The organism is Lactobacillus sp. ESL0246, from assembly GCF_003692965.1.
GTDB lineage: Bacteria > Bacillota > Bacilli > Lactobacillales > Lactobacillaceae > Lactobacillus.
This window is the reverse complement of the sequence record NZ_REHC01000007.1, coordinates 50,778-66,987: the sequence shown is the minus strand read 5'-3', so window position 1 is coordinate 66,987 and position 16,210 is coordinate 50,778. Positions and strand designations below refer to the sequence as shown.

Genomic DNA, 16,210 nt, shown 5'->3' with positions numbered 1-16,210 from the left:
CTTAATTCTCCAGAACCAACCTGATAGTTTTTCCATAGATTATAGATATCAATTTTGTCTTGCTTAGATAATTTAGACATAATAAAAACCTCGAAATTAATTTGTCTTAATTTCGGGGTTCAGATCAAAGTCTTGATGGCTTTTGTTATGTATATTAATGATTTTTAATTATTAGTAGCCAAATAATCGTAAATTTGGTTAATTTCTTCAGTAGTGCACGCACCAGTACCAGCTTTCATTGCATGAATCTTTTCAACTGATAAATGACTAGCAAAAGCCAAATCGGTATCAGTTACGTGATGCTTTACTTCATAATTAATAATTGCACCGGACAATTCTTCTAATTGCTGATTCATAATAAAATCTCCTCTACAATTTATTTTAACAAATTTTAAAAAGTAATGTTAAAATCCTTGAATTTTTGTAAACGGCCAATATCTGAACACAACCTTGCCAACCAAGGCATCACGTTTTACTGGACCAAAAATATGCGAATCTTTTGATATGTCACGATGATCACCCATTACATAGTATGAGCCTTTCGGTACCTTATAGGTAAAATTAGATGTGTAGGTCTGCCCAGCATCATTATCTGCTTTTTTAAAGCTATTATCTAAATATGGCTCCTTAAACAATTTACCATTAATATACATTTTATCATTTTTAGAAACTAATTTATCTCCAGGTAAACCAATAACACGTTTGATATATAAAGCCCCCGGAACATCGTTAGCGGCCTTAGGTGCTAACAAAACAACAACGTCATTTCTTTTGGGAGTAAAATGCCTTACCGAAATCAGCCGTTCGTTATCTTCAAAGGTGGGCTGCATTGACGGACCAGAAACACGGTCATTTGAAAGAACAAAATTAAATAGCAAATAAAAGATTCCAAGAATTATTGCCATCATAACGACAACATCTAGAATAAATTTACCCCAACTTTCTTCTTTTTCATCTTGCTTTTTAGTTACGTTTTTTGCCATAAAATATTCTCCTTTATCAAGTTCCTCTTTATTATAACTGAAATCCTCTCGTTTGAATGGTAAAATCATTATTAGGTATTAAAGATGACAGATTTTTTAACTAAAATTAACCAGCTAGACGCTGCAATTAATAGACAACAGGTTCATAAACAAACTTTAGAAGTAAGGCAAATAATTTCTTTTGTTAAACACAAAAATATTTTACCCAATGCGCCAAAGCCACTGGGCTTTTTACCAAACGAAGTTGAAGAAATTAGTCAGACACTTACTTTTAAACAAATTAACCAATTTAAAATTATTAATCAACTATTTAATAGTTTACGTCAGTTTTTATCTGTTAAATACGGCATTTGGTCTTTGCCAAATTTAACAACCGCCGATTTAATCAAAGAAAACTTACAAATTAAGAATGGTTTAGAAATAATGGCTGGCAACGGATATTGGTCCAAAGCGTTAAGCCAAGTTGGAGTTAACATGATTGCAACAGATTCTTTTGAGTGGTCCAAAACTTCTGCCACTGGTAGGCAAACGTATTATCCAATTTATAATTTCGATGCTTTGATGGCAATTAAAAAATTTACTAATGTAGAATTAATTATTTGTTCTTGGGCGCCTAATTTCACTAAAAGTGATTTATTGGCGGTTAAAACATGGGAAAGATATAATCCTAACAGTCACTTGCTTTTTATTGGCGAAAAAAAAGGGGTAACTAATTCACCCGAATTTTGGCATAAAATGCACTTCAGTCAATCTTCAGAGTTGCATCAAATAAATCAATCTTTTAGCAGCTTCGACTTTATTAATGAACAGGTATTTGAGATCAAGCATGAAATTTAAAAAAGCAATTTTATTATTAATTATTTTTCTTTCTTTATTAGGTATTGGTAGCATACTTTCCAGTATTCAATCTCAAGAAGCAGATCAGCTGCTTGAAGCTTATGGATTAAGTAATAATACACGCTATTTTGAAATTAAAAACAAGCAAACAGTTAGTGCCTTTTTGAATTATCTACAAGAAAAATATCCTAAAAATAAAATCCAACTTCATTTGGCAAACAAAAATGAAACCAATCAAACGTTAGTTTGGTCTAATTATAATGTTATTAATTTACCTACAGAGTCTGGTCGTTATTTTTCAGTTGACGATTTTAAAAGCAGAGTCACTTTTGCTGTACTAGGGTTAAATTCTAAGGCAGCAACACTTAAAACTCAAGGCAATCAATATCTTAAGCTTAATAATAATTATTATTCTGTAATTGGAACCTTAAAACATTATCGGCAGATGAAGCAAACTGGTTATTATTTGACTACTGGTCCCGAGCAACCAACAGGGCAGTTCAAATTAAAGAATTACGTTATTATTATTGATAGTTCAAACAAAGTAATTCGTCATCTTGCATCTCATTATCATGTTAAGGTCAAAATACCTTCTTTTGTCAAAAAACATCAAATTCATCGGTTTTCAGTAATTAAAGAAATAATTTTTATGATCTTTTTTGGTTTTATTATTATGCTCTGTAATGTATTGCTGGCAATAATTGAATGGTCAACTGGTAAACAAACTCATTTAAGCGGGCATCTGCTAAATAATTTATTGTTCAACCGTGGAATTAGAATTATCTTAATGGAATTACTTTTAACATTTAGCGCATATTTCTTTCTTAATTGGCGTACATTTATATCCAAGCAACAACACTTGTTCTGGCTTCTATCTATATGTTGGCTGGTAGCTTTTATCAGTTATTGTTATACTTTGTTTTATCTTTGGCGAAAGGAAAAAATTAATGCTTAATCTTCCAACTGAATTTGTTGATAAATATCGGACTTTACTCGGAAAAACCAAAGCTAATAAACTATTTGATGCGTTAGACAATGATCCAAAAAAGGCTTATCGTATTAATTCGCTTAACAAACAGTATAAATTTAATAATCACCAAGCTTCTTCTGTTCCAGACATTCCACAAGCTTATTACGGTCAATTTAATAGTCAAAGTCCTGAATGGGTAAGTGGTATTATTTATTCACAAGACCCGGCAGCTATGTTTCCAGCATTAATTACAAATGCTAAGCCTGGTCAACGTATATTAGATCTTTGTGCAGCTCCAGGTGGAAAAAGCACGGCTTTAGGGGAACAACTTCGAGGAAAAGGTCTTCTGGTAGCAAATGAAATATCCGCTTCTCGCGCTAAAATTTTACGAGAAAATATTGAACGTTGGGGGATTACTAATGCACTTGTCACAAATGAAAGTCCGCAAAAATTAGCTCCGCAATTTCCTGCTTTTTTTGATAAAATTATTGTTGATGCCCCATGTAGTGGTGAGGGGATGTTTCGTAAAAATAAAGACGCAATTACGTATTGGTCACAAGATTACATACAACTTTGTCAAAATCGTCAAAAAGAAATTTTAACAGAAGCGGTTAAAATGCTGGCGCCAGGTGGAGAATTGATTTATTCTACCTGTACCTTTGCACCAGAAGAAGATGAGCAAATTGTTTCGTGGTTAGTAAAACAGTATAATTTTAAAATATCACCAATTAATCTTAAAGAAGCCAATGTAGATCATGGTCAACCAAAGTGGGGAAACGGCAACTCTAGTTTGAGAAATACACTCCGTTTTTGGCCTTTTGACAATTTGGGAGAGGGACAATTCATTGCAAAACTCCAAAGTTCTATTCACGAAAATAGTATTAATAAGCATAAAAAAAAGCATTCCAATAGAGATGCTACGAACAGATTAACCCAAGAAGAAAAGCTTTGGATATCTAAAGTGATGGAACCGTTTAAACTACCGACATCTTTAATTAATTGGTCCAAAACCAGCCGTGTTAGCAACGGACATGTCTTTATCCCCGCTATTGAAGATAAATTATCACTGAAAATTCTTAATAATGGGGTAGAATTGGGGATAATAAAGAAAAATCGGTTTGAACCTGGTCACCAGTTAGCTATGGTGCTTGGACAAATACATCAAGATTGTGTAATCAATCTCTCCGAAAATGATTATATAAAGTTTCTTCATGGCGAAGCTTTGCCTACTATTAGTGAATTACGGGGCTTTGTTTTAGTTAGTTATCGCGAGGGGATTTTTAGCTTTGGAAAAATAACTGGTAATGCAGTCTTAAAAAACTTTTATCCTAAGGGACTTCGCACTAAACAATAAGGAGGAAATTAAATTAATGATTAAATTAGTTGCAACTGACATGGATGGTACTTGGTTAACTGATGCCAAAACCTATGATGAAGAATTATTTTTGCGTGAATTTGCAATTATGCAACAACGCAACATTAAATTTGTAATTGCAAGTGGAAATCAGTTTGAAAATTTATATTCACGCTTTCCTAACATAGCTGATCAACTTTATTTCGTTGCAGAAAATGGTGCACTAGTAGCAAAAGGACGGCAAGTATTACATGTTAACAGTTTGTCAGATTCCGATTGGCAAACTGTTTTGGAAATAATTAACAAGTATAACGAGCGAGTTACAGTTTCTGGACTGGCCAGTGCTTATGTTTTAACTCAGGAGGGGAAAGCATATAGCAATGAACTAAGAAAATATTATGAAAAATTAACTCTGGTTAATAGTTTTGAAAATTTAGACGACCAAATTTTTAAAGCAACATTTGATGTCCCCCAAAATAAAATGCCTCAATTACTTGAGCAATTAGTGCAGAATTACCCACAACTTGATTTTGTCTCTGGGTCTTCAACCTCAATTGACATGTCGACCAAGGGAATGAATAAAGCACAGGGTCTAAAGTATCTTAGTACCAAATTTAACATAAATCCTCGTGAAATGGTGGCTTTTGGCGATAGTGGTAACGATGTAGGAATGCTGAAATATGTCGGTCGTAGTTTTGCCACTGCAACAGCCTTACCGATTGCCAAGAAAGCTGCCGGTCGCATTATTGGATCAAGCAATGATAGTGCTGTACAAAAAGAAATTTGGAATTTATTAAATGATTAAGTAATAAAAAACTTGTAACTCAATCCAGTAGAGGATTAACTTACAAGTTTTTTATTATTATAATTGTTGCAACCAATTTTGTAATTGCAAATCATAATATTTAGGAATTGAAGAAACAGTCTGTAAATCAGTTTGCCCGTATATAGCTAGCAATCCCGCTAATTCTTTTTGCCAATTCAAAATCATCTGTAACAAAGTATCTGCATCATTTTTAATTAAAACCTGCAAAAATGTATTGGCAATTCCAACGTATTTTCCGCCTAAACACAAAGCTTTTAAAACATCAAGAGGATTGCGTACGCCACCTGAAACGATAAAGTCAACTTTTTCTTTTTTAGCCATTATAGCTGAAATGACCGTTGGTAATCCAACAGTTTCTAAATAGGAAAGGTCACTTTGATTGCGCGCGTTTTCAATTTGAGCAAAGTTAGTACCTCCGCTACCAGCTATGTCAAACAAGGAAAAACCTTCATTTTTCAATAAATGAATGGTAGCACGATCTAGCCCAAAGCCAACTTCTTTTATTACCAACGGAACCGTAATTTGCTGGCGCAACTTTCTTAAATTATCCAACCAATAAAACTTTCGTTCACCTTCAGGCATTGCAATTTCTTGAACAGCATTCAGATGTATTTGTAAGGCATCAGCTTTTAATTCTGAAACAATTTTTTGAGCATCGTTTGCAGAAGTTGCTGCGTTAACATTAGCAATTATAACGCCTTCGGGATTTTCTTCACGAGCAACAATAAAGCTATCAAGTTGATCATGCTCTTTGATAAGAATACTTGCAGAACCTAATGCAAGGGCAATTTGAGTTTTCGAAGCAATTTTACCTAAGGATTGGTTAATGGCGTAAGCCTTTTGTGAACCTCCAGTCATAGCATTAATAAAAAATGGTGCTGCTAAATCTTTACCAAACATTTTAGTTCTAAGAATTGTTTTAGAAACACTAGCTTCTGGGAGAGCTGGCCGTATTATGTGCATCTCATCAAAACTGTTTATTTTTTTCTGAGAGTAGAATTTTTCTGCTAATTTAATATGTTCATCTTTACGCTTAGATCTGATTGACATATCTTACCTCATTATTATTGGATTTTCATTTAAATAAAATTAACTTGATGAACGCGAAAATCTAATGGCATAATACCATTTTGCTGCCATTTTGTTTTTAATCCCGTAAAATCTGTCTTAGAATCAGTGATCACAATCCCACAATCTCCGTTTCCGGCTCCAGATGTTTTAGCAGCTCCACCGAATGATTCAGCAATATTGATTAACTTAGATAAGCGCGGAATTTCAATAGCAATTTGGTTGATTTTTGCAAAATGTTGTAATAATTTGCGATTTTCCCTAATTTTATGTTGAATTAACTGAATGTCGTTCTGTTCAAATCCTGCAATCATTTCTAAGACACATTTTCGTGAAGATTTTAAAAAGCACTTGTATTCTCCATTTAAAGCTGCTTTATTGGCATTGGTTTCGTCAACAAGTAGAGAAGTTGATGCCGGCTTATGGCTCCAACCAATTAATAATTGCATGCCTTGAGGAGGAGTCAACAACTGGATCTTCAATCCCGGCCATGCTTCATTTAAAATTGTCGTTAATGATTTATGAATTAGTTCTTTTTTTAACCAATTCTTATTAAAAGTTTGATAAGCAATCCATCCCCCATAGACGCTAGCGGCAATATCTCCAGCAGAACCATTGCCTTGGACAGAATAATGCGAAATTGCCGAAAGTTTATATACTAGTTCATTACTAAAAGGGACATCATAAAAACGCAAAATTGCTTTCACTGTTGCAACAGTAACTGCTGCACTTGACCCAAGTCCATATTTTTTACCATCAGCAGAATCAAGATCTGAATTAATGTGTAAATCATATACCTTCATTTTTATACCCTGCTCGATACAAAATCGCTCAGTATAAGAAATTGCGGATAAAATATATTCAAATGGATTATCACGGTTATCAATAACCATTCGTGCACCATGTCTAACCCAGTGAATTGAACTTTGAGAATACTGTTTCGAATGAATTAAACCGGTTGTTGAATTTGATTCCATAATTGAAACACGGATAAATTGATTTATAGCTACTAAAATTGCGGGACAATCCTGTTCTAAAACTGCATATTCACCAGCAATATATAACTTTCCGGGAGCTTGCTCTGTTATCAAGGGAATTTAATCTCCTAACTAATTAACTCATCTAAAATTAGAAATTAGTCCAAATATGAAAGGCCCGGACCAAAACCTGCATTTATTATCTTAACATTGTCAAATTCCGATACAAACCGATTAATAATATCTTTTACATTTTTTAACTGACTCAAAATTTTTATGTTAGGTCCTGCATCAATTGTGTAATAACATTCAATTCCTTTACTTCGTAAATCATGGACAACATCTATTGCCTTAATTGTTTCTGGCTCTAAATAGGAAAAACCTGGTTGTGCAGTAAAATTAATGGCATGCATTTCACTAGCATTTAACTCTGCTATTTGACCCAAAGTGGAGAAATCTTCCTCTTTAATTGCATTTATCATAGCGGCTAATTCCTGATCATTACGCTTTAGCCATGGTTGAAAGAATGGGGAAGACTGAGCATGTTTCATTCCAGCAGTTGAAGTTATTTTTTTGGGATGAGGATCTAATTCTACTACTAGTAGTTGCAAATCTATCTGTGGTACTTCATCTAAAGGATATGCATATGAAGAATTATCATCAGTCCCTTTTTGCCAGATTGCAAACCCGCCATAAACAGATCTGCTAGCAGAACCTGATCCATATCTTGCTAAACGCGATAATTCTTGTCGATCAAGTTGAAAATCATAGTAGGCAGCAAATGCACCAGCTAAAGCCGCAAAAGCAGAACTAGAAGACGCTAATCCTGCTGCCGTTGGGACATGATTATAAGATTCTACTAACAAATTACCGGTAACATTAAACTTGTTTTGCAAAAATTTCAAATAAGAAAACACTCGTCGGTAGCTTTGACCTGTTTGCATAATACCGTTAAGTTGAAAACAATTGCTAGTGCTTGCACAAATTCGTGTATCCGTATAAAACTGATTCAAAGTCATTGATAAACTAGACATTAGTGGTAGACGCTTATGCTCATCAGCTTTTCCCCAATACTTTATAAGTGCAATGTTTGTATGTGCTCGAACAGTTTTATTCATTAAATCTCCTCAATCCAACTATTTTCAACTAATTTATTTGCCTTTTGAGCAATTTTTTCAGCTGTCTGATGATCAGAACACAGGACAATTACAATTCCTCCTAATCCACTACCAGAGAGTTTGCAACCAAGAGCGTTATTAGACAAAGCAAGATCTTGTAGTTGGTCTATTTTGGCTGTAGATAAATTAAAAGAATGCAGTAACAACTGTGCTTGATTAAAAATTTGACCTAATGTTATTTTATCATGATTAAGCCAAACATCTTTTGTTTCATCAGCAAGCTTTCCCAACCTTTTCAAATTATTTTTTGCTTGTCTAGAACGCTGTATTAACTCATGTACCTGATTAACTGCTTGTTTTGTATTACCCAATTCACCTGTATCCATGATTAGCAGTGATGCATGTAACCTAGACTTTATTTCTTGTGGTCCTTCTTGAGAATTAAAGAAAATCGGATAACTAGACTTTACAGTTGCAGCATCTAGACCAGATGCTTTACCATGATTAATCATTTCTGCATGATTAGTTATTGCCATAATATCAGCATCAGAAAGGTTCAAATTAAAATATTCATCTAACACCTTGGTTGTTGCTAAAGCCACAGTTGCACTTGAACCTAACCCACGTTCTGGTGGGATTTCTCCTGTATAAGTAATTTTAATTTGTTCAGTGCTTGCAGCTTTTGCTTGCATTGTTTTAAGTACATATTTAAGACCATTATATGAAGAAGGAGCCATAAAAAAAGGACCCTGATAGTGTGTAGTATTCATCAACAGTTCCGAGCTAGGCTCAACTGTGACTTTGATATGCAGAGCCATAATCGGTATTGATAACGCATTATAGCCATAAACTACCGAATGCTCACCAATTAGAATTACTTTTCCATGTGCGAGATAACTACATTTCATTTTATTTAAGTTCCTTTAATGTTTGTGAAAAAATTTATACTCCTATGCTAAAATAATAGCAAAGGAGAAGAGAACAAATGATCAAAATTTTAGTCGGTAGGCAAACAGATTTTTTACAAGAAGAAATCTTGCAACAGGCAGTAGAGAACTACCAGCACTTTCCAGAGCATGAAACTTTTATCATTGTCCCTAACCATATTAAGTTTACCACAGAAGTTCGGGCAATAAATAAACTGGCAGTTTCACAAAATCAAGTAGAACAATCGGTTGAAAAGTTGCGTGTTTTATCATTTTCTCGTTTAGCTTGGTTCTTCTTAAAAAATGAAGAAAAGGGACTACCCGTTCAACTTGATGATGCTGCCGCAGCCATGCTATTAGCTAAAATAATCGAGCAAAATCGTGATCATTTGCATCTTTTCCAAAAAGCCAATATTAATCCCGGATTAATTAAGCAGTTATATGATACTATTTTGCAAGTCCGTTCTGGAAACCTTGACTTAGATGACATTGATGAGAATCAATTAAATCTTGAAACAAAGGAAAAAATTTCTGATTTAAAGATTATCTATCATGCTTTTATTGAGGGAATTAGCGAGAAGTTTTCAACTGCTAATGAAATTCAACTTCAGTTAAATGAATATTTGGCAAGCAACTCAGACTTATCAAAGACTGACTTTTATTTTAGTGATTTTTCACATTTTTCATTACAAGAATGTATTACAATTAAATTATTAATGCAAAAGGCTCACAGTGTAACGCTTGCCTTTAAAACAAAAAATGGTACTATTATCCCCAATTGTGTCCCCGGAGAATATGATTATGTTATACAAAAAACAATCAATCAATTAGTTGGGTATTTAAAACAGCAAGGTCTTAAATATACTATTGAACAAACGCCTGTTGCAATTAATCCTACCAGTCGTGAAATGCTAAACGAATTTTGGACAGGAGTAGTAGATAACATTGGGGATCTTAAATCTCTCCAATTGATTAAAGCCGATAATCGCTATGCCGAAGCATATTTTGTGGCGCGCACCATTTATCAGCAAGTAGCTTTAAATAAATACCGTTACCGAGATTTTTTGGTTTTAGCACCAAATTTACACGAATATGAAACTTACTTAATTCCAATCTTGCGCCAAAATAATATCCCCTTTTTTGATGACTTGCAACAAGAAATGAAATTTCACCCGCTAGTCGTTTTAATTGAAAATATAGCTCAACTTTTTAATCGTCCACTATCAACAACTAACATGTTGGCAATCATGAAAACAAGACTAATAGTTCCCGAGTGGTATCAAGAAGACGCTAATTATCTGCACGATGTAGACGAACTTGAAAATTTCGTTCTTGCTCATGGAATCAACCACAATTTATGGAAGCGTAATTTTACTGATTATGTTGCTGCTAGTGTTATTCGATTAGATCAAGTTCCAGATGAAGTAGCAAAGATAAATAAATTAAAGGATTTCTTTATTAAAGAAATCTCTAAGCTATTAGCTAGATTGCAAAAGGAAAAAGACACCCGTAAGGCGATTACCGTTTTTTTTGATTTTTTAACAAAAAATGGTGTTACAAAAGTTTTAGAAAATTGGCGAGCAACCGCTCAAGAAAGTGGTGATTTACAGCAAGCAAGGCAATCGGAACAAGTTTGGGACTTATTGAATACTTTGCTCCAAGATTATTTACTGATTAATCCAGATGAATTTTCTGTAACTAGCTTTTTTAATGTCTTGGTAAATGGGTTTAAAGAGGCAAATTTTGCGCAAATTCCATCAACAATGGATGCTGTTAACCTTTCAGAAACTGGAATTGTCCAAGTTAGCGGTTATAAGCAGGTCTTTATTTTAGGTGCTACCAATAATAATTTGCCCAAGATTAATAAAACCCCTGGATTTTTAAGCAGTGAAAACTTAGAAAATATGAGTCAAACTTTTGGTGAAGATTCTTATCTAGAAGATCAACAAAAGTTAAGTAATTTAGACCAAAATTATCAATTCGGTATCTGTTTGTCTTTAGCACAGGATCGAGTTTATTTATCATATCCTGTAACAAATACCGAGAACGAATCCATTGAGCCATCAATTTATTATCAGCGATTCAAACATGCCGGTATTTCTGAATTTTCACAACATAATTTACCAGCAAGCCAGCAAGAGATATTATCCTTTATAACCAATCCTAAGGCGAGCCTAGGTTATTTAACTTATCTTAAACAAACTCAATCTGAATTTGACGTCGATTATTTATTAAAGCTAACTCAGAAGAGATTACCTAATCAAACAAAATTGGTTCTTGAATCATGTCAATTTATTAATAAACCTGTCAATTTGGAACCCGAACTTGCTCAAAAGTTATATGGTGAAAATCTTAGCTCATCAGTTTCACAGTTAGAAACTTATTTTGAAAACTCTTATGAGTTTTTCTTACGGTATGGCTTGCGTTTGCATAAACGATTTGAAAATGAATTAGACGTCATTCAAGCTGGTAACTATTGTCATGAAACACTTGATCGACTAGTTAAGGAACTAAATAAGCATTCACTTGATTTAGCTGAAGTTGATGATGACGCTCTTAGTCAATTACTTGAATTGGTACATAATAAAATGAAGGATGAGGCCAAATATCAGCAATTATTCAATGATCCTTTTAATCAATTCTTATTTGATTGTCTTGATCAAACTACCACAAAAGTGGTCAACTACTGGCATCGTGCAGTCCAAAAGACCCCATTAAGGGCAAAATATTCGGAACTTAGTTTTGGATCAGGCGAGCCTGTCGCGGGTCTTAACTTGAAAATTCCTAATTTAAATGGTCAGCATTATGTCAATCTTCGTGGAAAAATTGACCGAGTGGATCTTGCAACAATTCCAGAAAAAAATGAAATATTAGCTCAAATAATTGATTATAAATCTTCTTCGAAAAGTTTTAATATGGGGTACTTTTATGAGGGAATTTCATTACAAATGATCTCTTATTTGGATGTCCTAGCGCACAATCAGCAGTTTTTTGCTGGTAAACAACCCTTGGCGCTTTTAGGTGCATTTTATGAAACGTTTACTCGCCAGCTTGATAGATTAAATGGTAAAAATAGTTTTAAATCTGATTTGCAGCCAAAACAAGCTAGCTTTTATGGTAAAAAGAAGTTGAAATATAGTGGTTTGATTAACCTCGATCAAATGTCTTTATTTGTAGCAGACCCAGAACTTAGTATTCCTAGTACAGCTTCTAAATTGTATGATAATGCTAAAACTAAGGCGGATGGAACTCTATCTTCAAGAAATGATTCTCCAGTTTTTACTGAAGATGAACTTGAACAATTACTAAAATATGATGAGGAATTAATCAAAGAGGCTTCAAGCCAAATTTTATCTGGTCAAGTTAAACTTAACCCATATCGCTACGGAAAATCTGTTAATGCTCTAACTTATTCAGATTATCGTGATATCTTCTTCTTTGATGCCATGCTCAAAGAAAATAAATATCACCAAATTGATAATTTAACAAGACAAGAACTAATCACTAAAATTCAAAAAAAGTTAAGCATAGGAGACAAGGGAAAAAATGACTAATTTTACTAAACAGCAGCAAGAAGCTATTGATACTCAAGGCAAAGATATCCTTGTTTCTGCCTCGGCTGGTAGTGGTAAAACAACCGTTTTAGTGCAACGTTTGATGAAAGAAATTCTATCTGGTACTAGTGTAGATCAACTGTTAGTTGTTACCTTTACTAAAGCTGCTGCTCAGGAAATGAAGACTCGAATTAAGGCTGTTTTACAAAAAAGCAGTGAAGAAGATAACGCCAATCAAAATTATCTACGTCAGCAGCTTAATCTAGTTGATACTGCAAACATTTCTACTATTGACGCTTTTTGTTTGGATGTCATTCATCGATTTTATTATATAATTGATATTGATCCTAGTTTCAGTATCTTAACTGATGAAACTCAAGCAGAATTAATGCGAGAACATGCTTTACACGATATTGAAGATAAGATGTTGTTAGAAAAAGATGCAAATTTTCTTGCTTTTTATAATAATTTTGCAGGTGATCGAGATGCCGAAACAGCTCGAAATTTATTATTAGATCTATACGACTATGCAATGGCTAAACCAGATTATCAATCTTGGCTGAAACAACTAAATAATAAATATCAAATTGGTGAAAAAGTTGTTACTTCTGATTTATGGCAGCAGCAAATTAAGCCTTATCTTTTAAGTGCTTTTTCTCCTTTAGTGCAAAAACTTAACCAATTATCATTGACAGATTTCAGTGAGACAAAATATATTAAATTCGGAAAAAACTTCACTTCATTTGCTAAACGTATAGCAAATTATTATAATGCTCTCAAAAATGATCAAAATTATGATCAGCAGCATGAACTTTTACAAAGTTGTGTGTTTGAAGGAAGAGTTCCTAGCAATAAAAAATTACAAGAAGTTGATTTAGAAGAACTTGGCGAAGTAAAAAAAGAAGCGGCTAATTTAGTATTTGATACTTTTACTTCATTTTATGCAACTGATGAAGTAGATCAGCTTGATATAATGCGGCAAGGCAACCGCATCATGACGGCAATCACTAATGCGGAATTAGCATTGATTGATCGCTTCAATCAGTTAAAACGAGAAGAAAATTTGATTGATTACAGTGATATGGAACAATTAGCTTATCAAATTCTTAGTCAAGATACATCCAGCTCTCAAATGGCACGTGAATTTTATCAAAATAAATTTAAGGAAATTTTGGTTGACGAATATCAGGATATCAATGTTTTACAGGAAAAAATTCTGCAATTAATAAAGAAAAAAAATCAGAATTATTTATTCATGGTAGGGGATGTCAAGCAATCAATTTATGGTTTTCGTCAGGCAGAACCTAGTCTATTCCTACATAAATACCATGCTGCTGCACAAGAAAGCAATCATGATCAAAAAAGAATTTTACTTTCTGATAATTTTCGTTCTACTGATCCTGTAGTTAAACTTGTTAATCGTATTTTTAATAATATATTAACGCCTGATTTTGGTGGTATTGATTATGCTCAAGAAGGACAGTTGAAATTTGGTGCAAAATACTATCCTAACCTATTACCACAGGCAGCCGAATTTATTTATCCCCAAAAAGATGATAAAAACAGTGAGGATGAAAAAAGCTTAGTAGCAGGAACTAATACAATTGAAATTAAATTGGTAATTGAAAGAATCAAACAATTTAGGAAAGAAAATTTACAAGTTTTTGATACTCATAGTGGAGAAAAACGACCTTTTAAATATAGCGATATTGTAATACTAACTAGGAGCCGCAGCGATAATTTGACAATTATGCAGGAGTTTTCCAAACAAAATTTGCCACTTTTAGTTACGGATGCCAAAAATTATTTTCAAACACTTGAACTGACAGTTATTATGAATTATTTGCGCATCATTGATAATCCAGATCAAGATATTCCGTTGGTAGCTGTTTTACGTTCACCACTATTTAATTTCAAAGAACCTGATTTAGCTAAGATTAGAGTTCATAGTAAAAAAACTGGTTTCTATGATGCATTGATCGCATATGTTTCAGTAAATGACAAATTAGGTAAACAAGTTAAAAATTTCTTAAACCAGTTAGATGAATTGAGATTGTTTGCTGTTAATCACCGAATTTCTGAGTTGATTTGGAGTATTTATGAAAAAACTAACTTATTAGAAATTATGACGGCGTTAACGAATGGGAAACAGCGTAGAATAAACTTAGAATCACTATATGAACGAGCAACTTCTTATGAGAGTGCAGGATTCAAGGGACTCTATCAATTTATTAACTTCATTGAAAGAATGAGACGTAATCAAAAAGATCTAGCACAGCCGTTAGTTGCCAGAGAAGCAGATGATGCTGTCAGATTAATGACTGTTCATAGTTCAAAAGGACTTGAATTTCCAATTGTTTTTTATATTGGTATGCAACATAAATTTCAAAAGCGTGATTTAAGTGGAAATTATATTATTACTTCGAACAATGTGGGGCTAACAATTCGGCAACCAAAATATCGGATTGATTCGCTTGTTAAATCGATTGATAATGTCTTAAAACAGCGACAGTTATTGGAAGAAGAGGCTAGAATTTTATATGTTGGAATGACTAGGGCAAAACAAAAACTGATTTTAGTATCTACTTTTTTTAATTCATCTAACTACGAAAATGAGTTAAGTCAAACTTCTTTATATAATAAGTTACATGCACAAACGCCATTTGACTTAATTGCTAATGCCTTAAAGCTTGAACAACATTCAGAGCAAAAAATATGTGAAATTAGTTCAGCCCTTGACAATGATGAAAAACTAATAATTTCATATTATTGTGGTAATTTTAATGATACTGAATCGATCGTAAGTCATGAAACAACTTCTAAAAAATTTAATAATTTAGAGTTACTTAATAAAACAACCCAGCAGTTGTATGATTTTAATTATCCCTTTAAAGATGCTAGTCAAACAACAGCCTATCAATCGGTTTCTGAAATTAAAAAGGCATTTAATGATCCTTTAGATGAAGAATTAGAAAATGCCCAGCTGTTATCATCAGCTAATCGGTATCTGGAACCAATTGATACCAAGCCCAATTTTTTGTTTAAAACCAAATTTACGGGTAGTGAAATTGGTACTGCCATGCACCTTATTTTACAATATTACGATTATGAAGGTAAGGGAGACATTGAACAACTCAATATGGAAATTCAGAACCTTATTAAACAAAATAAGTTACAAGCTGAAATTGTTCCCAGTTTGCATAAAGAACAAATTGATTGGTTTGTCCATAGTGACTTTGCACAACAGTTTTGGCAAAAGCCAAAACAATTAAAACGAGAAGTTGATTTTTCTAGTTTGTTAGCAGCCAGAACCTTATTCCCAGATTTTAGTGATTCAAATGCTAAAATCTTAATTCATGGAACAATTGATGGCTATTTTATAGGAAATGACGGTATAATACTGTTTGATTATAAGACCGACCATATTGATATTAAGCATTGGGACAAGTCAATTACCAATATTAAGAAGAAATATACAGGTCAATTGCGTTTGTATGAACAAGCGCTAAATTCCTTTTCTCAAGAAAAAGTGAGCCATAAATACTTAGTCTTACTCGATGTTAAGATGATTGTTGAAATTGACTAAAGGATAGGAGA

At 33.3% G+C, this 16,210-nt stretch carries 12 protein-coding genes; 6 read left to right on the top strand and 6 right to left on the bottom strand.

The window, feature by feature from the left end:
• Positions 1-164: 164 nt before the first annotated feature.
• Entirely contained in the window at positions 165-356 is a 192-nt protein-coding gene (locus tag F5ESL0246_RS03945) for an LBP_cg2779 family protein (RefSeq protein WP_122018225.1), read from the bottom strand.
• A 48-nt stretch (positions 357-404) separates the two neighbouring features.
• Positions 405-983, bottom strand: coding sequence for a signal peptidase I (gene lepB / locus F5ESL0246_RS03940; protein ID WP_122018224.1), 579 nt, complete (start codon positions 981-983; stop codon positions 405-407).
• 84 nt (positions 984-1,067) lie between these two features.
• Here lepB and F5ESL0246_RS03935 point away from each other — a divergent pair, with 84 nt between their 5' ends.
• Genes F5ESL0246_RS03935 through F5ESL0246_RS03920 form a run of 4 tightly spaced genes read left to right on the top strand, consistent with a single transcriptional unit; the run spans position 1,068 to position 4,949 of the window.
• Complete coding sequence (locus F5ESL0246_RS03935) at positions 1,068-1,820, top strand: SAM-dependent methyltransferase (protein WP_122018223.1); 753 nt, start codon at positions 1,068-1,070, stop codon at positions 1,818-1,820.
• Positions 1,810-2,775, top strand: coding sequence for a hypothetical protein (locus F5ESL0246_RS03930; RefSeq protein WP_122018222.1), 966 nt, complete (start codon positions 1,810-1,812; stop codon positions 2,773-2,775). Before F5ESL0246_RS03935 ends, F5ESL0246_RS03930 begins: the two co-directional genes overlap by 11 nt.
• The gene (locus F5ESL0246_RS03925) at positions 2,768-4,144 is read left to right on the top strand and encodes an RsmB/NOP family class I SAM-dependent RNA methyltransferase (RefSeq protein ID WP_122018221.1); all 1,377 of its coding nucleotides are present in this window, start codon (positions 2,768-2,770) and stop codon (positions 4,142-4,144) included. Before F5ESL0246_RS03930 ends, F5ESL0246_RS03925 begins: the two co-directional genes overlap by 8 nt.
• A 16-nt stretch (positions 4,145-4,160) precedes the next feature.
• Entirely contained in the window at positions 4,161-4,949 is a 789-nt protein-coding gene (locus F5ESL0246_RS03920; RefSeq protein WP_122018220.1) for a Cof-type HAD-IIB family hydrolase, read from the top strand.
• 57 nt (positions 4,950-5,006) lie between these two features.
• Here F5ESL0246_RS03920 and fni read toward each other — a convergent pair whose 3' ends face one another.
• The 4 genes from fni to mvk are packed head-to-tail and all read right to left on the bottom strand — an operon-like array spanning position 5,007 to position 9,041.
• Complete coding sequence (gene fni, locus F5ESL0246_RS03915) at positions 5,007-6,020, bottom strand: type 2 isopentenyl-diphosphate Delta-isomerase (protein ID WP_122018219.1); 1,014 nt, start codon at positions 6,018-6,020, stop codon at positions 5,007-5,009.
• A 29-nt stretch (positions 6,021-6,049) separates the two neighbouring features.
• The gene (locus F5ESL0246_RS03910) at positions 6,050-7,129 is read right to left on the bottom strand and encodes a phosphomevalonate kinase (RefSeq protein WP_122018218.1); all 1,080 of its coding nucleotides are present in this window, start codon (positions 7,127-7,129) and stop codon (positions 6,050-6,052) included.
• Positions 7,130-7,173: 44 nt separating this feature from the next.
• Positions 7,174-8,133: a diphosphomevalonate decarboxylase gene (gene mvaD, locus F5ESL0246_RS03905; RefSeq protein WP_122018217.1), complete on the bottom strand. Its 960-nt coding sequence runs from the start codon at positions 8,131-8,133 to the stop codon at positions 7,174-7,176.
• The gene (gene mvk, locus F5ESL0246_RS03900) at positions 8,133-9,041 is read right to left on the bottom strand and encodes a mevalonate kinase (protein WP_122018216.1); all 909 of its coding nucleotides are present in this window, start codon (positions 9,039-9,041) and stop codon (positions 8,133-8,135) included. The genes mvaD and mvk overlap by 1 nt, the downstream gene beginning before the upstream one ends.
• Positions 9,042-9,118: 77 nt before the next feature.
• Here mvk and F5ESL0246_RS03895 point away from each other — a divergent pair, with 77 nt between their 5' ends.
• Entirely contained in the window at positions 9,119-12,613 is a 3,495-nt protein-coding gene (locus tag F5ESL0246_RS03895) for a PD-(D/E)XK nuclease family protein (protein ID WP_122018215.1), read from the top strand.
• Positions 12,606-16,199 carry a helicase-exonuclease AddAB subunit AddA gene (gene addA / locus F5ESL0246_RS03890; RefSeq protein WP_122018214.1) on the top strand — a complete coding sequence of 1,198 codons (3,594 nt, stop codon included), beginning with the start codon at positions 12,606-12,608 and terminating at the stop codon, positions 16,197-16,199. The genes F5ESL0246_RS03895 and addA overlap by 8 nt, the downstream gene beginning before the upstream one ends.
• The last annotated feature ends 11 nt before the right edge of the window (positions 16,200-16,210 follow it).